The 21,821-nt window shown below is 38.3% G+C and carries 12 protein-coding genes; all 12 read left to right on the top strand.

Annotated elements, in window-relative coordinates:
- Positions 1–14 precede the first annotated feature (14 nt).
- Positions 15–1,097, top strand: coding sequence for a glycoside hydrolase family 99 protein (locus tag J2Y40_RS14670; RefSeq protein WP_153395912.1), 1,083 nt, complete (start codon positions 15–17; stop codon positions 1,095–1,097).
- Positions 1,098–1,273: 176 nt separating this feature from the next.
- The gene (locus tag J2Y40_RS14665; RefSeq protein WP_231128682.1) at positions 1,274–3,046 is read left to right on the top strand and encodes a ComEC/Rec2 family competence protein; all 1,773 of its coding nucleotides are present in this window, start codon (positions 1,274–1,276) and stop codon (positions 3,044–3,046) included.
- A 143-nt stretch (positions 3,047–3,189) separates the two neighbouring features.
- Positions 3,190–3,852 (top strand): succinate dehydrogenase cytochrome b subunit, encoded by a 663-nt coding sequence (locus J2Y40_RS14660; protein ID WP_153395910.1) that lies wholly within the window; start codon positions 3,190–3,192, stop codon positions 3,850–3,852.
- A 15-nt stretch (positions 3,853–3,867) separates the two neighbouring features.
- On the top strand, positions 3,868–5,880 hold the full coding sequence (locus J2Y40_RS14655; RefSeq protein WP_153395908.1) for a fumarate reductase/succinate dehydrogenase flavoprotein subunit: 2,013 nt from the start codon (positions 3,868–3,870) through the stop codon (positions 5,878–5,880).
- Positions 5,881–5,908: 28 nt separating this feature from the next.
- Positions 5,909–6,676, top strand: a complete 768-nt coding sequence (locus tag J2Y40_RS14650; protein WP_076551643.1) for a succinate dehydrogenase/fumarate reductase iron-sulfur subunit — start codon at positions 5,909–5,911, stop codon at positions 6,674–6,676.
- A 316-nt stretch (positions 6,677–6,992) separates the two neighbouring features.
- Positions 6,993–8,528: a TlpA disulfide reductase family protein gene (locus tag J2Y40_RS14645; protein ID WP_153395907.1), complete on the top strand. Its 1,536-nt coding sequence runs from the start codon at positions 6,993–6,995 to the stop codon at positions 8,526–8,528.
- Positions 8,529–8,687: 159 nt separating this feature from the next.
- Positions 8,688–10,094, top strand: a complete 1,407-nt coding sequence (rlmD, locus tag J2Y40_RS14640; protein ID WP_153395905.1) for a 23S rRNA (uracil(1939)-C(5))-methyltransferase RlmD — start codon at positions 8,688–8,690, stop codon at positions 10,092–10,094.
- Between the two features lie 36 nt (positions 10,095–10,130).
- On the top strand, positions 10,131–12,608 hold the full coding sequence (locus J2Y40_RS14635; RefSeq protein ID WP_153395903.1) for a zinc-dependent metalloprotease: 2,478 nt from the start codon (positions 10,131–10,133) through the stop codon (positions 12,606–12,608).
- A 4-nt stretch (positions 12,609–12,612) separates the two neighbouring features.
- Positions 12,613–13,086 carry a DUF6452 family protein gene (locus J2Y40_RS14630; RefSeq protein ID WP_153395900.1) on the top strand — a complete coding sequence of 158 codons (474 nt, stop codon included), beginning with the start codon at positions 12,613–12,615 and terminating at the stop codon, positions 13,084–13,086.
- Complete coding sequence (locus tag J2Y40_RS14625; protein WP_153395898.1) at positions 13,052–13,711, top strand: DUF6048 family protein; 660 nt, start codon at positions 13,052–13,054, stop codon at positions 13,709–13,711. Before J2Y40_RS14630 ends, J2Y40_RS14625 begins: the two co-directional genes overlap by 35 nt.
- Before the next feature lie 326 nt (positions 13,712–14,037).
- The gene (locus J2Y40_RS14620) at positions 14,038–16,983 is read left to right on the top strand and encodes a reprolysin-like metallopeptidase (protein ID WP_309999721.1); all 2,946 of its coding nucleotides are present in this window, start codon (positions 14,038–14,040) and stop codon (positions 16,981–16,983) included.
- 165 nt (positions 16,984–17,148) lie between these two features.
- Positions 17,149–21,627, top strand: coding sequence for a GEVED domain-containing protein (locus J2Y40_RS14615; protein WP_153395894.1), 4,479 nt, complete (start codon positions 17,149–17,151; stop codon positions 21,625–21,627).
- The last annotated feature ends 194 nt before the right edge of the window (positions 21,628–21,821 follow it).

Below are 21,821 nucleotides of genomic sequence, written 5' to 3'. Positions count from 1 at the left end.
GTATGCGGATTAACATGAATTATTTTAAAAATTTACTGGCGTTTTTCATAGTGCTCTTTTCATTATCAGAACTTTCTGCGCAAAGTGCACGGGAAAAGATACAGGTCTTCTATTACGGCTGGTACGGAAATCCTGCTGTTGATAGACAGTATCATCACTGGAATCATGATATTCTTCCGCATTGGAAAGATCCTCAATGGAATAATCTGGGAAACTATAAAGGCGGTGACGATATCGGAGCTAATTTCTATCCGGCTTTAGGAAATTACAGTTCCAATGATTCTGAAATTATCGGTAAACATATGAAAATGATCAAAGATTCCGGCGTTGGAGTTGTCGTCATAAGCTGGCTGGGCAAAGATTCATATACCGATAAAAGTGTTACAAAATATCTTGATGCCGCTGACCGGCAGGGGCTTAAAATTGCCTTTCATATAGAGCCTTTCTATAAAAATATTTCTGAATTTAAAGAACAGATTTCCTATCTGATTCATACCTATTCCGGCCATCATGCTTTTTACAGAAAAGAGGGGAAGCCTTTGTTTTATGTATACGACAGTTATAAAATTTCTCCGGAAGAATGGTCGAAATTACTTTCCGAAAACGGAAAGGAAACACTCAGGAAAACAGATCTGGATGCCCTTTATATTGGTTTATGGGTAGAAAAAAATGATGCGGTTTTCTTTGATAAGGCAGGCTTTGATGGATTTTATACTTACTTTGCCAGTGAAGGCTTTGTCTTCGGGAGTACAGTTTCCAATTGGGATTACCTGTCCCAATATGCAAAAGAACATCGTCTTATTTTTATTCCGTGTGTTGGCCCCGGATATTCTGATACAAGAATAAGACCCTGGAATGGAGCAAATTTTAAAAGCAGAGAAAACGGAAAGTATTACGAAAGAATGTTTGATGCAGCCATAAAAGTTAAGCCGGAACTGATAGGTGTAACTTCATTCAACGAATGGCATGAGGGAACACAGATAGAACCTGCAGTATCTAAAAAGGCAGGAGATTTTACCTACGAAGATTATGGAAAAGATCCACGGTTTTACATTAAAGAAACCAAAAGACTGGCAGACCGGTTCTTGGAAAAATAAATTCCGGTACAAAACGATTTTATAAAGGATAGTTTTAATTTTTTTATGAACTCTTGGTTTTATAGTAAATATTAAAGCTTCCTATTGTTTATTCATTAGGTGAAAATGCTGTAACTCTGCAAAACCAGTGTTAGCAGCAGGACATAGAAATCAATAATTTTTATGTCTAAATATTGATGGTGAATAAACAGCCTATCCTTACTCTTACCGTGTGCTTTATTCTGGGGATTTTTTTTCAGGATCACTTTTTGCTGAGTGGAAAATCTGTTTATTTTGTCATTTCAGGTTGTATTCTGATCCTGATTCTGAATTTTTTTCATTCTTATTGGCTGCATCAATCAAAGCCGGTTCTGCTGGGGCTGATGTTTTTCGGAGTAGCTGTGGCTCTTCATTTTTTCAATACTTTTCAGCCTCAGAAATATTCATTTTCTTCCAGTGAAGCAATTGTTTTTAAAATCTCAAAAAAATTAAATTCTACTGAGAAAAATAAAAAATATGAAGCAGAGGCTCAGGTTGGAAATCGAAAGTTGTCAGCGGTCATTTATATCCCTAAAAAGAATAATGAACTGGATTTTAAACATTACTATAAAGCAGAAGCTTACATTTCAAAACCGGAGCCGCCGCCCTATGATTTCCAGTTTAATTATGCAGCATATTTAAAAAGGAATGGTATTGAATATCAATGTTATATTTCAAGAGAAGTATCGTCATCTGTAAGGAATGATTTAACCTTTGCTGAAAAAATTAAGCAGCAGCGGCTTCATGTACTGAAGAAAATTGATCATGCAGAAATGTCCGGTAAAACCCGGGAGTTTTTAAAAGGAATGATTCTGGCAGACAGGACAGAAACTGATCTTGATACCGTACAGGATTTCAGCAGGTCAGGATTGGTTCATTTTCTGGCGATATCCGGAACACATGTTATTGTAATCTTCGGTATTTTTTATTTTCTGTTTACCCGTTTCTGCCCTCTGTACTTCAGAAAATATGTGGTGGTCATAAGTTTGCTTTTCATCTGGCTATTTGCAGGATTCATAGGATTCGGAAACTCGGTAGTCCGCTCATGTATTATGCTGAGTGTATATTTTGTATATGTACTGCTTCAGAGAAAACCGGACCTGCTTCATTCCCTTTCCCTGTCGGCATTGATTATTCTGTGTCTGGATACGCAACAGATCTTTGACGTGGGATTTCAGCTTAGCTTTCTGGCTGTTTTGGGCATCTTTTGGCTGAATCAGCCTTTGCTGCGGTATTTTCCTAAACAGGATCATTATTTGAAAAAACTACTGTTCAATACAGTTACCCTATCACTGTCTGCACAGCTCGCAACGTTGCCATTGGTTCTGTATTACTTTCATCAGTTTTCCCTTATTTCCTTTCCTGCCAATATCCTGATCGTACCCTTTTCGGAATTCGTTATTGTATTTTCATTTCTGATGACCATTCTTATCACTCTGCAGCTCGATTTCACATTGCTCAATGTAATCTATGATTTCTTTATTGATATTCTTTTGAAAGTCATTCATTGGTTTGCAAAATTTGAATCATTGTTTTATACAAATATTCCGATGAATGTGGTTGAAGTGTTTCTCCTCTTTGTAATGGTTTATATGACGGGGGTTCTGCTCCGGAAATACAGCCTTGGAAACGGGACCAGACTGCTGGCAGTAATGGTTGTATTTTTTATTTTTCGGACAGGATGTAATGTGTATGAAAGTCAAAGGAGTGAAATTCTTTTTTATAAGGTAAATCAAAGCAGAATTTTTTCAATAAAAAAAGGAAATAAAGTTGAATTTTGGATTTCTGAAAGCTCAGAAAAAGAGAAGATCCGGAAGTTTATTATCAACCCTTACTGCTCTTCCAGACGGGTCCGGAGCTTTAATTTAAAGACATTTCCAATGACGACAGGACGTATTGAATATGAAGGTGAAATTTATGATTTAAAATAACCTTTTTGAAATTCATTTTTCCTGCATTTACAACGGATTAGATTCTTATTTAGAAAGGTTACAAACTGGCTAATTGTGAGATTTCTCACTTTTCGATATTGTTAACATTTCTTAATTTTGTGGAAATTCAAATTTAAACTTATATGGCAGGTTTAACGAGTTCTACGATAGGTAGAAAATATGCTATGGCATTATCAGCTATGTTTTTGCTGATTTTTCTTATACTGCATTTGACAACCAACTTATTATCAGTTCTTAACCGTGATGCTTTCAATACGGCATCTGACTTTATGGGCTATAATCCGTTTGTGCAGTTCTTAATGCAGCCTATTCTTGGCTTTGCAGTAATTTTCCATTTTGTAATGGGATTTGTATTGGAAATCAAGAATAATAAAGCACGTCCGGTAAAGTACGAATCAAACAACCCTTCTGTGAACTCTTCATGGATGTCCAGAAATATGATTATTTCCGGTGCTGTTGTTCTGGCTTTCCTTGCGCTTCACTTATATGATTTCTGGCTTCATGAAATTACATATAAGTATGTTGATGGAAAAGCTCCTGATGCTGAACGTTTCTGGCCGGAACTGCACGAGAAGTTTGCAGACCTTTGGAGAGTTGCTCTATACGTGATCTCTTTTGTTCTGTTAGGACTACACTTAGCTCACGGATTCCAGTCTTCATTCCAGTCAATCGGTGCAAGACATCCAAAATATACTCCGGTAATTAAAGCTTTCGGAAAATGGTATTCAATCCTTATTCCTGCAGGTTTTATTTTTATCGCAATTTATCACTTTGTAACTCAATAATATCAATATACTAATATGAGTAAATTAGATTCAAAAATTCCAGCAGGTCCTCTAAAGGATAAATGGAAAAATCATAAAGACCATATGAACCTTGTTGCCCCAAACAACAGAGATAAGATTGATATTATTGTTGTAGGAACAGGTTTGGCAGGAGGTTCTGCTGCTGCTACTTTGGCAGAGCAGGGATATAATGTAAAAGCATTCTGTTATCAGGATTCTCCAAGAAGAGCACACTCAATTGCCGCTCAAGGGGGGATCAATGCTGCTAAAAACTATCAGGGTGACGGGGATTCAACATACAGATTATTCTACGATACCATCAAAGGTGGTGACTATAGAGCAAGAGAAGCCAACGTTTACAGATTGGCTGAAGTTTCTGCTAATATTATTGACCAATGTGTTTCCCAAGGGGTTCCTTTCGGTAGAGATTACGGCGGCCAGTTAGATAACCGTTCATTTGGTGGGGTTCAGGTAAAAAGAACTTTCTACGCAAAAGGACAAACAGGACAGCAATTATTATTAGGTGCTTATTCTGCCATGAGCCGTCAGATCGGTAAAGGAAGAATCAAAATGTACAACCGTCACGAAATGTTAGACCTTGTCATTGTTGATGGAAAAGCAAGAGGAATCATCGCAAGAAACCTGGTAACAGGTGAAATAGAAAGACACTCTGCTCACGCTGTAGTAATCGCTTCAGGAGGGTATGGAAACGTATATTTCCTTTCTACCAATGCAATGGGATCAAACGTTTCCGCAGCCTGGAAGATTCACAAGAAAGGAGCATATTTCGCTAATCCTTGCTACGTACAGATTCACCCGACTTGTATCCCGGTTCACGGAACTCAGCAGTCTAAGCTGACTTTGATGTCTGAATCACTAAGAAACTCAGGAAGAATCTGGGTTCCTAAAAAGATTGAAGATTCAGTAGCCATCAGAGAAGGTAAATTAAGACCGGAAAATATTAAAGAAGAAGACAGAGATTACTATCTGGAAAGAAGATATCCTGCATTCGGTAACCTTGTACCTAGAGACGTTGCTTCAAGAGCAGCCAAGGAAAGATGTGATGCCGGATTCGGAATCGAAAATAATGATACTCAGGAAGGAGTTTACCTTGATTTCTCTACAGAGATCATGAAGAAAGGTAAAGAAGCCGCTATCGAAAAACATATTCATAATCCAACTGATCAGCAGATCTATGATCTAGGAAAGAGCTGGGTTGAGGAGAAATATGGTAACCTATTCGTAATGTACGAAAAAATTACAGCCGATGATCCTTACAAAACTCCAATGAAGATCTATCCTGCAGTTCACTATACCATGGGAGGTGTGTGGGTTGATTATAACCTTCAGTCTACTATTCCGGGATGTTTCGTCATTGGTGAAGCTAACTTCTCAGACCACGGAGCGAACAGACTTGGAGCATCTGCCTTGATGCAGGGACTTGCAGACGGATATTTTGTACTTCCTTACACGATTGCAGATTATCTTGCAGCAGACATCAGAACAGGAACTATTCCTACCGATTCAGGTGAGTTTATTGAAGCTGAAAAAGGAATTAAAGATAAAATTGATTTCTTCTTGAACAACAAAGGAACTCATTCAGTAGACCACTTCCACAAGAAACTGGGACACATTATGTGGAACAAAGTTGGAATGGGAAGAACTCCTGAAGGATTGGCAGAAGCAATCAAAGAAATTGAAGAAGTAAGAAATGACTTCTGGAAAAACGTAAGAGTACCTGGTGAAGGTGAAGGTATGAACACTGAACTTGAAAAAGCATTCAGAGTAGCAGACTTCCTTGAATTAGGTCAATTAATGGCTATCGATGCGCTAAACAGAGAAGAATCTTGTGGCGGACATTTCCGTTGGGATCATGCAACTCCGGATGGTGAAGCGGAAAGAGATGACGTAAACTACAAATACGTCGGAGCTTGGGAATATCAGGGTGAAAATATCAATGCGGAAGTGTTGCATAAAGAAGAACTGATATATGACAACATCGAGGTTAAAACTAGAAGTTACAAATAAATAATCTCCAACCTATAAATATAACATTATGAGTGCAAAAAAAGGCTTACATCTTACGCTGAAAATTTGGAGACAAAAAAATAATAAATCTAAAGGTCAGTTTGAGACCTATAAAATATCAGATGTGTCTACAGATTCTTCTTTTCTGGAAATGTTAGACATCCTGAACGAAAATTTAATTAACGAAGGTAAAGAACCTATCGCTTTTGATCACGACTGTCGTGAGGGAATCTGCGGGATGTGTTCACTTTACATCAATGGTAGAGCTCATGGGCCGGACACAGGTATCACAACCTGCCAGCTTCACATGAGAATGTTCAAAGATGGAGAAACGATCGTTATTGAACCTTGGAGAAGTGCTGCTTTCCCGGTGATTAAAGACTTAATGGTAGACAGAAGCGCATTCGACAGAGTAATGGCTGCAGGTGGTTTCATTTCTGTGAATACTTCCGGTAATACATTGGATGCCAACGCAATTCCTGTTCCTAAAGAAGATGCAGATAAAGCAATGGATGCTGCAGCTTGTATCGGATGTGGAGCTTGTGTAGCTACTTGTAAAAATGGATCTGCGATGTTATTCGTGGGAGCTAAGGTTTCTCAGTATGCTTTACTTCCTCAGGGTAGAGTAGAAGCGAAGAGAAGAGTTCTGAACATGGTGAAGGCAATGGATGAAGAAGGATTCGGAAACTGTTCAAACACAGGAGCATGTGAAATAGAATGTCCTAAAGGTATTTCTCTTGAGAATATCGCAAGAATGAACAGAGAATACATGGCTGCTCTTGTAGATCAGGGATAGAATTGATTTAAATACAATAAAAAATCGTCTTCATTTTTGGAGACGATTTTTTTTAATTATTTTCCTGTTAAAGTTTGTTAAGTTCCGAAAAGTACTTGGTGCTCTTTATAGAATAAGTCTATATTTGGTGAGCATATAATAATGTACAGTGAAAATGGTCTTTCAGCAGATTCTGTGAATATCAGAGAATCTGACAAAGATAAAAAGCATTGTATAATGCCTTATTAAAGGGTTGTTATAAATTTTTCAAAAAAAATAATCAGGGTGAATTAACAAGCCCTAAAAAGCGTATTTTTGTGTAATATTAAAAATTGAAATGAAAAAATATCTTTTATTGTTTATCATCGCGGTTTTTGCGATGTCTTGTTCAAAAAAAGTTGAAGTAAAAGGAAAAATCACAGGTGGATCACCGTTGGAAAGAATTGAGCTGATAGAGGCTTCCGGTGTTGCTACCTTACCTTTGGTGAATTTAGGACTAGATAAAAACGGAAATTTTTCCGGTTCCTTTGATGCCCCGAAAGACGGGATGTATGAGATTTCTTACGGAGAGAAAAGAAATCTGATTTATTTAAAAGCAGGTCAAACTTTAAATATTTCCGGTAACGGTGCTACATTCCCTATGGAATATGTGATTACCGGTGATGCTAAAAAGAATAACGATTTCTTTGTAGCTACCCAAAAATATCTTGGAACTTATGCACAGAAAGCAAACGTTCCTGAACTGATGAGAAAAGATGAAAAAACATTTCTTCAAGGAGTTCAGAAAATAGATAGCGACATCAAGAAAAATATTGATGAGAACATCAAGAAATTCAATCCTGATAACGACATCGTAGAATGGAAGAAAATGGATGTTTCAAGTACGGTTCTTACCATCATGGCGCAGTACGAAATGATGAAGAAAATGTCAGAAGGCCCAGCTTTTAAAGTAACAAAAGCCTTTACGGATTATGAAGACAAGCTGCAGGAGAATAAAGATAAAATGCTGAAGACAAGCCCTATCTACAGAAGCTACCTACTAAACAAATATAACGCTGATTTCCAGAAATTCGCTGAGCCTAAAGTAGCTAATAATCCTGGGGTAACTTTAACTGAACTATTCTCTCAGTTTTTGAAAAGCCAGAAAGAAGAAACGCCACAGACGAAGAAAGATTATCTTCTTTCATTTATCGCTGCTCAGGATATGCGTCCGGGAGCAGATCCTAAAGCACTGGACAGAGTTTCTAAGATCATTAATGAAGAGATCAAAGACAGTGGAATTAAAAAGAGTTTAAAAGATCTTCACCTGGCAATAACTGGTGTGAAAGTTGGAGAGGCAGCTCCGGATGCTTCATTAATTAAACAAGACGGGAAATCATATAAAATTTCAGAAGGAAAAGGAAAACCAACAATGCTTGTATTCTATGCATCATGGAATCCCTACATCGCAGAAGCAACTGTTCCAATTCTGAAAGAAGTAGTGAATTTCTATAAATCTAAAATGAACTTCACATTTGTGAACTTAGATGATACAAAAGATCAGTTTATCAAAACAAGCAATGCTCTTTTGAAAGGTATTCCGGGAGTAAATGTATACGGTGAAGGAGGTCTGAACTCAGACGTTGCAAAAAAATACGGAATCTATGGATTTAAGCTGCCATGTTTCGTAGTGATTGATAAAGACGGTAAAATTGCCAGCAGATCTTTTGTTAATATCGGAGAACAGGATCTGGTAAGTATTCTGGACAAGCAGACGGGTCTTACAGCCCCTAAAGTAAATCCTAATATCCAGCTTCAGCCTGGAGGAGGAATGATGGTAGACCCTTCACAGCCAGCACAACCTGTAAATCCACAGCCTGAACCTGTAAAATAGTAAACTTTAACATACATGAAAACCTTATCCTCGGATAAGGTTTTTTTTTATTGTATTTTTGCGGGATAAAGCCGGAAGGTTTTATAATTTAGAAAAATAGAAATTGAGGGATGAGACCGAAAGATTCCATCCAGTCTTAGAAAAAATTGAATTTTAAGGATGAAAAAGAAGAAGAATATAATTCTTGAAAATATCAGGCTTCTGGCTGCAGGGGCTAAAGGAGTAGCCATAGGGAAAACTGAGGATGGTAAAACTGTTTTGGTTTCAGGAGCAGTACCGGGGGATTTGGTAAATGCCAGAGTAAAGAAGGCTAAATCCAAATATTTTGAAGCAGAAGCCATAGAAATTGTAGAAGAATCTCCTTTCAGAACAGCACCTAAATGTATCCATTTCGGAGCCTGCGGTGGATGCAAATGGCAGAATATGAGCTATGAAAAACAGCTCGATTTCAAACAGGAAGAAGTCTATAATAATATCAAAAGAATTGGCGGAATTGATGACTTTGTAACCGTGCCGATTCTGGGTGCTGAAGAACAATATTTCTACAGAAACAAAATGGAATTTTCGTTTTCCAATGCACGTTGGCTGACCTTGGATGAAGTCAATTCACAGGAGGATATCAACGATAAGAATGCCCTTGGTTTCCATATTCCGGGAATGTGGAGCAAAATTCTTGATCTTAAAGAATGTTTCCTTCAGGAAGACCCGTCCAATGCCATAAGATTAGCCGTAAAAGAATACAGCGATAATAACGGCCTTGAATTTTTCGATGTAAGAAATCATGCAGGATTCCTGAGAACACTCATGATGAGACAAAACTCCAAAGGAGAGTGGATGGTATTATTCCAGCTTTATCAGGAAGATAAAGAAAACAGAGAAAAGCTTTTTGAGTTTTTACTGGAAAAATTCCCTCAGATTAAAACACTGGTATATGCCATCAATCCAAAACCGAATGATTCTATTTACGATCTGGATATCAACGTTTACTTTGGTGAAGGCTATCTGATGGAAGAAATGGATGGACTTCAATTTAAAATAGGTCCAAAATCCTTTTTTCAGACCAATTATAAACAAGCTCTTGAATTATATAGAAAAACCCTGGAATTTGCAGATCTGAAAGGAACTGAAGTTGTTTATGACCTATATACAGGAACAGGAACTATTGCACAATATGTAGCAAGAAATGCAAAACAGGTCATCGGAATAGAATCCGTTCAGGAGGCGATTGATGCTGCAATAGAGCATGCAGAGCTCAATGGTCTTGATAACTGTACTTTCTACTGTGGAGATATGAAAGATATCTTTAATGACGAGTTCCTTGAAAATCACCCTAAAGCCGATGTGTTAATTACAGATCCGCCAAGAGACGGAATGCACCAGAAAGTGGTAGAACAGATCCTGAAGCTTTCCCCGGAAAAAGTAGTCTATGTAAGCTGTAACTCAGCAACACAGGCCAGAGATCTTGCTTTGATGAAAGAACACTATACCTTGGTGAAAATACTTCCTGTAGATATGTTTCCACAGACGCACCATGTTGAAAATATAGCCCTGTTGATTAAAAAATAATGAGTTAAATTTGAAAATATAACCTGAAAATTTTAAATGAAAGAAGTGAAAAACCTTAGGAATGCAGCACTCATTGCGCTGGCGCTGTCATTGGGACAAAGTGGATTGAAAGCACAAGAGAAAGATTCTACGGCAGTAAAAACAGATACAGCCAAAGTAAAAAAAGATGACCCGAAGAAGAAACCGGCTATGAAATCCTATAAAGAGATCATTACCGATAAAGCAGTTTCGGATCAGGGTGTTTTCACCGTTCATAAAATTGAAGATAAATATTACTTTGAGATTCCTGACAAAATGCTGAAAAAGGAATTCCTTTTGGTAACAAGACTTACCAAAGCAGCTGCAGGAATGCGTTCGGGAACTACCGGTTATGCCGGAGACCAAATCGGCCAGCAGGTAGTTGCCTTTGAAAAAGGTCCAAAAGATAAAATCCTTCTTAGATCTATTTCGTACGTAGATTATGCAAAAGATTCTACATCAGATATGTATAATTCTGTGATCAGAAATAATGTGCAATCTATCATTAAATCTTTTGATGTAAAAACATACGGAAATGATAAGAAATCTTCAGTAATTGAGGTAACAGATCTCCTGAATTCTGACAATGAAATGGTTTCTTTCTCTGTAAGGAATAAAGAAGCCTTCAAAGTAGGAGCTTTTCAGAAAGATATGTCTTTTGTAAACTTCGTAAAATCATTCCCTGGAAATATAGAAGTTAATACCACAAAAACTTTTGCACGTACCTTAGGCAGACCTTTACCGGGAATTCCACCGGCCGATCTTCCGAAAGTAAGCGGAAACTATACCGTAGAGATTAACTCATCTTTCGTTCTTCTTCCGGAAAATAAGATGCAGGCACGTTATTTTGACCCAAGAGTAGGGTATTTTGCAGTCGGATATACAGACTTCGATTTAGATCCTCAGGGAGTAAAAAGAATTTCTCTGGTAAAAAGATGGAGACTGGAGCCTAAACCTCAGGATCTTGAAAAATATAAAAGAGGAGAACTGGTAGAGCCTGCAAAACCTATTGTATTCTATATTGATCCTGCAACCCCTAAAAAATGGGTTCCTTACCTGATTCAGGGAGTGAACGACTGGCAGAAGGCTTTTGAAAAAGCAGGTTTCAAAAATGCGGTGTACGCAAAAGTTCCGGATCCTAAAACAGATCCAGAATGGAGTCTTGAAGATGCAAGATTCTCTGCCGTTGTCTATAAACCTTCAGATGTCCCCAATGCTTCAGGACCTTCTATTTCCGATCCGAGAACAGGGGAAATTCTGGAAAGCCATATCAATTGGTATCATAATGTAATGCTTCTGCTGAGAAACTGGTATTTTGTACAGGCTGCACCTAATGATGAAAGAGCCCGAAAGGTAAAGTTTGATGATAAACTGATGGGAGAACTGATCCGTTTTGTTTCTTCTCATGAAGTAGGACATACTTTAGGATTAAGGCATAATTTTGGCTCAAGTTCTACCGTGCCCGTTGAAAAGTTAAGAGATAAAAAATGGCTGGAAAAAAATGGTCATACCCCTTCCATCATGGATTATGCAAGATTTAATTATGTTGCACAGCCGGAAGATAATATTGGTGATTCAGGAATTATGCCAAGAATTGGTGACTATGATGACTGGGCCATTGAATGGGGATACAGGAGATTTTATCAGTACAATACTCCGGATGCTGAAAAAGAGCATCTGAATAAATGGATTATTAAAAACCTGAAGAATGAAAGACTTTGGTTTGGTACAGAAACCAATCCTTTGGATCCTAGATCTCAGAGCGAGCAGGTAGGAGATAATGCCATGGTGGCCAGTACGTACGGAATCAAGAACCTGAAGAGAATTATAGATAATCTTGACAAATGGACGGCGACTCCAAATGAAGATTATGAAAACCTTGGAATGATGTATGATCAGGTTGTGTCACAATTCAGAAGGTACACAGGACATGTTTCAAAATACATTGGTGGCCAGATGGAAACTCCTAAAACAGCAGAACAGTCCGGAGTAGTATATGAAGCAGTTGCTAAAAAAGATCAGCAGGAAGCCATGAGATTTTTAGAAGAGAATGTATTTACAGTACCACAATGGCTACTTAAAAAAGAGATATTTGAAAAAACAGGAAAAACACCTGTAAAAACGGTTGAAGAAATTCAGAATGGTGTTCTTACAAGAATTTTAAGTCCTTTTGTATTACAGAATATGTATCAGATGGAAGCGGTTGATCAGAATACCTATACTGTGATTGATCTTTTTGCAGACCTTAATAATTCGATTATTAAAAAGCAGAATCCTGATGTATATGGAAGAAACCTTCAGAGAAGCTATGTAGATAACCTGATTAAACTTGTGGATACAAAAGTTTCAGACAAATCTGATGTTGCTGCCATTGCCAGAGGTAATTTAAATACAATAAAGAAAGAACTTTCGGTAAAAACAGATCCCAATACCGTTAATAAATACCACTATGAAGATCTTGTTTTCAGAATAGAAAAAGCTTTAGACCCAAAATAGAAATATGAAATACCTTAGATACCTTATAGTATTATGTGGCCTTTGTATGATTTGGTCATGCGGAGGAGATGATGATATCTGTGAAAGCGGAGAGGGAACCCCGCGAATGAAAATAGGCTTCAAGTCTCAGGATGGCAAAATTAAGGCGTTGGAAAACGTCTATGTTGCCGTAGATTATGGTTCCGGAAAAGTGGAGCTGGGAAGACAGCAGAATGTTGAATCAGTACTTGCTCCCTTAAGAGTGGATGATAACGCCTATACCGATGTTTATGTGAGGTTAGAAGATAAGGGAAAAGAATCTCAGGTAAGAATAAGCTATACCACAAAAGCTACCTATGTGTCTCCGGGATGTGGTGTAAAAAAATCCTATGAGAATCTGAAAGCAGAATTAATAACAGCTGATCCTGTAAAAGCAACGGAAGTAGCACAAAATCAAATAGAGAATGAGGACAAGACTAGCATTTACCTTCTTTTTTAGCCTGATCGGAATACTGACGCTGGCTCAGGAAGAAAAAGAAACAAAGAAAACCAAATGGAAATACGAGCCTAATTTCATGGTAGGTCTTGATGCACTGAATACCGGGGTCTCTTTTTTCTCAGACCGTATGCTGTATCAGGGGTTTATCTCTTCCAGAATAAAGGAAAATGTTCATGCCATTGCTGAAGCAGGCTTTGAAAAAAATGTGTATCAGAAGAATGGGTATGATGCCAAAGCAAGCGGTCCTTTTGTGAAGTTGGGAGCATTTTATATGCTGGCAAAAGATACAGAAAATCCGTTCAATGGTTTCTATGCCGGAGGTAAAGTTGGGGGAGCTTTTTACAACCAGGAATATATGGCTATCCCGGTGCGTGGATTTGGGGGAAGTACTTCCTCAGTAGCCTTTCCGTCTTCCTCTCAATCTTCTTTCTGGGTGGAAGGAACACTGGGAGGCAGAGTTCAGTTGTTTGACTCTAACTTTTATATTGATGTGAACCTTCAGCCAAGATATCTTGCATATACTTCTAAGCAGGATAATATATCACCAATGATCATTCCGGGATTTGGCAGAAGTTCTTCCAAATTCAATATGGGCTTTGCATGGAATATTGCCTATAAGTTTTAAAATATAAATAATGATATAGACATAAAACTCCGGTACTTCCGGAGTTTTATGTTTATGGGTAGAATGAAAAAAGAAATAGTGTTATTTTCTTAAAATACAATAAATTAAGTTTTACTGTGTTTATTGCTGTAAATAATGTGTTATTTGTTTTCATATTGTTGATTTTTATCTTTTGTTTTTTAATTTGATTATTCGTTTTGTTGGTCTTTTTTGTTGTTTAATAATTGATTTTAATGTTATTATGTTAATTTAAAGTTATCTTTTTGGCTGTTTCGTTGGATATTTTTTATATTTTTGCCAGATATGAATTTGTTAAAAAGTAATTTATGAAAAAACTTATTACTACTTTATGTTTAAGTTTGGTAGGAGGAACGGCCCTCGCACAGTGGTCGCCCGCTAAACCGGAAACAAAAGTCAAGTCAATTGATCTGAAATCACCTACCGGAATGGTGAGGCAGAATTTCAAACTGGACATTAACTTATTAAGAGACCAGCTTAAAAATGCCCAGGAAATGGGAAAAGGAAGTAAGCCAGTGGTTATTTCCATTCCGACATTGAGTGGGAAAATTGAAAAATTTAATGTATACAGTTTTCCGGTTCTTGTAAAGTCCCTTGCAGACAGGTATAATTTAGGCTCCTATGTGGGAGTTGGGATTGATGATCCTGAAAAATACCTGAGATTCTCATTGGCTCCGAATGATTTCCAGTCTATGATTATCAAAGGCGGGGAATATGAATTTATTGATCCACAGAATGCAGATAAAACACTTTATGGCGTTCATCCTAAAACGGTAAACACGGAAGGTAAAAGTTTTGTCTGTACTACATCAGAAAATCCAAATGAAGTTCATCAGATAGAACAAATGCGTAGATCTGGGCAGAATTTCAATAACCAGCCGACAGATTTCTCCAGAAGCTCAGACAAGAAGTACCGTACCATGAGATTGGCTCTTTCTGCTACAGGAGAATACACTACTTTTCATGGAGGTACCAAACCATTGGCACTTCAGGCTATGAACGCTACAATGACAAGAGTAAATGCCGTTTTCGAAAAAGACCTTGCTCTTCACTTAAATGTTCAGGATTTTGAGAATATTATTTTTACAGATGCTACCTCAGATCCCTATTCGAACAATTTAAATTTACAGTTGCAGCAGACGCTTACATCATTGGTAGGCAGCGAGAACTATGATATAGGCCACGTGTTTAATGCTGCGGGAAATAACGGAAATGCAGGATGTATCGGTTGCGTATGTATATCTCCGGTTGCGACTACTGATAGAGCAAAAGGATCTGCCTTTACTCAGAGTACAAGCCCGGTAGGGGATAATTTTGATATTGATTTTGTCGCTCACGAAATGGGCCACCAGCTTGGAGCTAACCACACCTTTGCCCATGCGTTGGAACCCGCCGGAAAGAATGTTGAACCAGGTTCAGGGACTACTATTATGGGATATGCCGGTATTACTGGTGCTACTACGGATGTTCAAGCACATTCTGACCCGTTTTTTCATCATGTGAGCATCCAGCAGATTCAAACCAATCTTACCAACAAGTTATGTGATGTAGAAACTCCGGTTACCAACAACCCTCCTGTTGTTGCTGCATTACCTACTTATAATATCCCTAAAGGAACAGCGTTTGTATTGACTGCTTCTGCTACAGATCAGGAAAATAACCCACTTACTTATGTATGGGAACAGATTGATAATGCTGCACTTGTTATCGATAAAAATAATCTTGGAACGACTACTTCAGGGGCTACATTCAGATCACAGCCAGCGAGTACAAGTCCTACAAGATATTTCCCTAAATTATCTTCAGTGCTTGACGGAGTGTTGGATAATTCAAACAACGGTTGGGAATCTGTTTCTAAAGTAGCAAGAACAACCAACTTTGCTGTAACCGTAAGAGATAATAACCCAAACCCTGCAGAACAGCAGACTAATTATGGAACACAAACCATTGTAGTTGGAAATGACGGACCATTTAAAGTGAATACTCAGTATGTATATCATAACTCACCAACTGCCGTTGAATGGGATGTGGCCAATACAACTTCGGCTCCATACAATTCTGCGAATGTTAAAATTGATTATACAACAGACAATGGAACATCATGGACTGTTCTTTCAAATACAACAGCCAATGATGGCTCAGAAGTGTTTTCTTTCCCTTCTTCATTGAATGGGCAGATCATTAAATTGAGAATTTCTTCAATAGGTAATGTATTCTATGCAGTTAAAGCAATCAATGTAGTAACATTAATCGCTTGTGATGGTACTGCGCCAGGCGGTATTGGTGTAAGTAACATTACCCCTAGTTCTGCTGTAGTAACTTGGGCGCCGGTACCAACGGCTACTTATGTTGTAAGATATAAGAAAGTAATTGAGACGACTTGGCAGACTATTAATACATCTTCAAATACAGTAACATTGCCAAACCTTGTTGATGGAACTGCATACGAAGTACAAATTGCAACAGTTTGCTCTGGAACTACAGGAACTTATTCTGCATCTTCAGGATTTACAACACCAGGTCTTGTATATTGTAACGTACAATCCGGAAACGGAACAGATGATCATATTGCCAACATATCATTAGGAAATTTAGCGAGTAACCCTTCAGGTCCTAGTGTGTATACCAATTATACTACGAATCCTGCATTGCAGATCAATTTGGTAGCAGGTAACCAGTATACACTGTCTATTACAAAAGGATGGACCAGTACTCCTGTTCCGGAAATGGTAACTGCATGGATTGATTTCAATAGAAATGGAAGCTTTGAAGATAGCGAAAGAATTTTAATGGTTTCTAATGCAACAACCAATACACAGAACCCTGTTACAGCTTCATTTACAGTTCCGGCTAATGCTGTTATAGGACAGGGATTAAGAATGAGAGCCAGTGTATTCTATTACCAGTCGGCACCTTATGTAATTTCTACACCTCCATGTGGGACTGTAGGTTTATACGGAGAAGTTGAAGACTACAATGTTGTTGTAACTTCACCAAATTTAGGAACAAGCGACATTAAAAAAGCTAATGACGGAATCCAGATCTATCCTAACCCGGTAAGCGATATCCTGAACGTAACAAAAGTTTCAGATAAAGCTGCCTATAAAATTTATAATGCTGCCGGCCAGCTTGTAAGTGATGGAAATATCAACAGTGGAAAGATCAATGTTTCTTCTTTAATTAAAGGTGGATATGTGATCACTATAGATGATAAAGGAAAAGATCAATTCAGATCTAAGTTCATCAAAAAATAACCTATTCGCTTAAAATAGCATTAATCCCCGGGTTTCCTGGGGATTTTTTATTTTATGATGTAAAAACGAATATTATGAAAATTTTACAAAAAAAATACTTGTTCCTGTGAGATTAGTAATGAAAAATGATTAGATTTGTATGATTAATATAATAATGAGAACATTATGAAGAAACTCTTTACTTCTTTAATACTTCTTCTGTGTTTGATAAACATTGGCTTTGTATCAGAGCTTTATGGTCAGACACCTGCGACATTACCCTATAGCCAGGACTTTACGGCTGGTAATGATCTCACAATTTTGAATGGTACCCAGACCAACAAATGGGTGCACGGTAACGTGGTCGGAAATCCCGGGAATTCCCTTTTCATTTCTGATGATAACGGAACTACCAATGCTTATGACAACAGTATCAAAAGTGTTACTTTTGCCTACAGGGATATTACCATTCCGACAGGATCTGTTATTGGTAACTTTTCGTTTGACTGGAAAGCTAACGGAGAGTCTACCTATGATTATTTAAGAGTATGGCTGGTTCCTACCACATATACTCTTACTCCGGGAACGGCAATTACTACCGGTACCGGAAGAACACTGGTAAGTGGTGGGCGGTTTGAACTTCAGTCAACCTGGCAAAATTATTCTACTAGCAACTTAGCTATTAATACATTTGCTGGTGGTACTATGCGTCTGGTATTTGAATGGGTTAATGATGCCTCACAGGGATCAAACCCTCCGGCATCTATTGATAATATTTCATTCTCAGTGCCTTCATGTCTTTTCCCTATATCATTGGCAGTCCCTACTGTAGGAGCTAATTCTGCAGGACTTTCATGGGCTCCTCAGGGAACAGCTCCGGCTAATGGTTATGAATATTATTATACTACAACCAATACACCTCCTGCAGCAGGTACACCAGGTACACCTGTTACAGGTACTACGGTTAACATTCCTGGATTGACTACAGGTACTACGTATTACTGGTGGGTAAGATCAGTGTGTTCTGGTACAGATAAAAGTGCCTGGGCGGCAGGTCCGTCGTTTACTCCTGGTCAGATTGGGCAGGGAACTCTTACGGGGCCGTTGCCTGTACAGACCTATTACGGATACAACTACTCACAGCAGATTTATACCGCTGCGGAAATAACAGCAGCAGGTACAGCCAATTATATTACTGCCATCAAATTTTTTGTAGGTACGGCTACGACACCTCAGACCAATTATAATAATTGGGTAGTGTATATGGGAAATACTACACAAAATAATTTCTCAAGTACAACAAACTGGGTTACTTTACCTAACCTGAAGCAGGTGTTTACGGGAACTATTCCTAACCTTGTTAATGGACAATGGGTTACTATTCCTCTTACCACTCCGTTCGTATGGGATGGAACAAGTAATATTGTAATTGCAGTGGATGAGAACTCTCCTGGTTATGCCGATGCTGCTACAAGCTGGGGACAGTATGCTGCTGGTACCAACAGAGGAATGATGTTCTATGAAGACGGAACCAATGCAGATCCTGCATCTCCTCCTGCAGCAACCACCAGATATTCTAATATTCCAAGGCTGATATTGGTAAGTGAGGCTCTTCAGCCTTGTACTACAGCACCTCCTGCCAATATTGCAGTGAACAGTATTACACCTACTTCAGCTACTGTAACATGGACCCCTACAACCGGGGCAACCTATGTAGTACAGTATAGGGTAGCACCTAACGGAGCTTGGACAACAGTTAACATAAATACACCTCTGACATCAAGTTTGGCTCTTACAGGTCTGACTGAACAGACTCAGTATGAAGTTCAGATTGCGACCAAATGTAATGGAAACCAGGGACCATTCTCTGCCGGAGTATTCTTTACCACTCCTCCTATTACGTATTGCGCTGCAGCTTCTACAAGTGCAACAATTGATGGGTATATCAGCAAAGTTGTAGTAAACCCAACAGGTGGTATACCAGTGACAAGTACTTCTGGTTTCAGTAATTATACGGACTATACTACTGACGCTACAAGATTGATTACTTTATCAAGAGGATTAAATAATAATACGGTTACAATTACCAAGACATGGCCGGATTACCAATGGTCTTTTGCAACCGCAGTTTGGATTGACTTTAACAGAAATGGTGTATTTGAGCCTTCAGAAAAAGTTTTAACTTCCGGAAGCAATACTACTTCTCCGGTTACTGCAACTTTCTACGTACCAACCGTAGCAGAAGGTGCTTATGGCGGTGCACTTACTACCCGTATGCGTGTCGCTTTAAGAGAAAGCAGTGCTCCTGAAGCCTGTGGTACATTTACTTATGGTGAAGTAGAAGATTATGCTGTAAAATTGGTTGATCAGCCGGCATGTACTAATGCTCCGCCTTCCAATATTACAGTAACCAACGTTACTGCAAACACAGCTACAGTATATTGGAATGCAGTTGCAAACGCTTCTTACACCATCAGATGGAAACTGGCAACAGCTGGTACCTATACTATTCCAGCTGTTCCTTTAGCAGCAGGGGTAAATAACTATACCATTACTGGTCTTTTAGAGCAGACTAAATATGATGTACAGATTTCTACCAAGTGTGGAACAGGTGTTGCGGGAGCATATTCTACAGCAGTACAGTTTACTACACCTCCGTTATCATATTGTGATATGACAGGTACAGGAACTAACGACCACATTTCAAATGTAACCGTTACTTCTATTAACCCTGGTGTACCGGTAATGAGTAACACTACTGTACAGACCAATTATTTCAGCTACACAACACCGGAAACTCTGATCACTCTTGATGCAGGTTCTGTCGGTAATAAAATTTCTGTAGCTAAAGGCTGGACAGCAGCAACCAATAGTGATGCTATTACAGTTTGGATTGACTTCAACAGAAACGGACAGTTTGAAACAGGAGAGCGTATCCTTATTTCACCGTCAAATACAACTACTCCTATTACAGGAACTTTCAATGTTCCGGCTGATGCTTATGTAGGACAGTATACTACCACAATGAGAGTGGTATTGAAACGTGGAAGCGCACCAACAATATGTCAGAATGCGGCTAACGGAGAAGTGGAAGATTATGCGGTAAGAATCAGACCATGTACATCAACTACTCCAAACCAGCCTACTATTACACCTACACACAACTCTGCGACAATTGCTTTTAATGGTCCTGCAACTACAGTTACGTATCTTGTAAGATACAGAACACAGGGACCTCCTCCTGGAACCTGGACAGAAGTATATGCTTCTACTGTTCTGAATAACGTTCCACTTGTTATTACAGGATTGGCAAATGCTACCACTTATGAAGTTCAGATTGCTGCGGTTTGTGGTGGAGTAACAGGAAACTTTACACCAATAAAGACATTCACAACAAGATGTGATCCTACTCCTCCGAATGTTACGGTAAGTAATATTACTTCTACCTCAGCACTCATTACTTGGGCTCCGGTAGTAGCTAGTTCAACATACATTTTTGAATGGAGAAAAGTTGGAACAACTACCTGGAATCAGATTACAGGTATTGTACCTCCTACTAACACGTACCAGTTGAACAACCTGGATCCATATACTACTTATGAAGTAAGAGTGGCGAACAAGTGTAATGGAGAATCTGGAATTAATCCATATTCTAATCCAAAAGTATTTACAACAGATAGAATTTGTGAACTTCCTCCTCCGGGATTAACAATTACTCAGCTTACTCCAACAAGTGCTGAAGTAGTATGGGAAGGATTCACTGGAGCAACATATATCCTTAGATACAGAAAAGTAGGTATTCCGAGCTGGACAACAGTTACAACAGTAAATCCTACTTATACAATCACAGGATTAACTGAACTTACGAGATATGAAATGCAGGTTGTGAACGTATGTAATGGTACCCCTGGAACTTATACTCCTCCGTACTATTTCACAACACCAACCGTAATCTACTGCCAGATGGGAGCACTAAGCTCTACGGGAGAACATATTTCTAAAGTTACAGTAAAACCTAACGGAAGACCTGAAATGAAGAATGAATCAGGAGCATCAAGCTATACAGATTATACAGGAGTTCCGGGTGCTTTCATTGAACTTGTTCAAGGATCTACAGGAAATGAGATTTCAATCGAGAAAAAATGGACTGGTACTAATCATAATGAAGGTATTGCTGTATGGATTGACTTTAACAGAAACGGATACTTTGATATCAATGAAAGAGTATTTACTTCACCACCGAATACAACAACTCCTGTATCAGGAACATTCAGTGTACCGGCTGATGCATTCGTAAGTACATCTACTCATAAATATGTTGTGATGAGAGTTGCAATGGAAAGAGATGGTATTCCAGTAAACTGTGTGAATATGAAGAACGGAGAGGTTGAAGACTATTCTGTAAGAATTGCTAAACAAGGTGTTCCGAATTCATTGAACCAGGATGATATCATGATCTATCCAAACCCTGTAAGTTCAGTGTTGTTTGTGAAAAATATCAGCAAAAAAGCGAAATATAAAATTTACAATGCAGCAGGTCAGGTGATCGCAGAAGGTATTCTGTTAAACAACCAGATCAATGTAAGCAGACTGATCAACGGAGTATATGTAATTGATATTGATGACAACGGTAACACCGTACAAAAGAAATTTATCAAAGAATAATCAATAAATTTCAAATAAAATGAGCCCTCAGAAATGAGGGCTTTTTTTTGGTTTCAAAATTTTTAAAAACCCTTCTTCCGGCTGCCATGAGAAAGCTTGTAGATTAGTATCAATTGAGGTTCATAGGTTAGAATATTAAGGATGATTCTTTAAATTTTAAAGTACTTTATCTTTTTAAGGCAGTTTGATTTAAC

Origin of the sequence: Chryseobacterium sp. 2987, from assembly GCF_031456375.1 — a bacterium.
GTDB lineage: Bacteria > Bacteroidota > Bacteroidia > Flavobacteriales > Weeksellaceae > Chryseobacterium > Chryseobacterium vaccae.
Note: the sequence above shows the minus strand (reverse complement) of the source record. Positions and strands in the feature narration are given on the sequence as shown.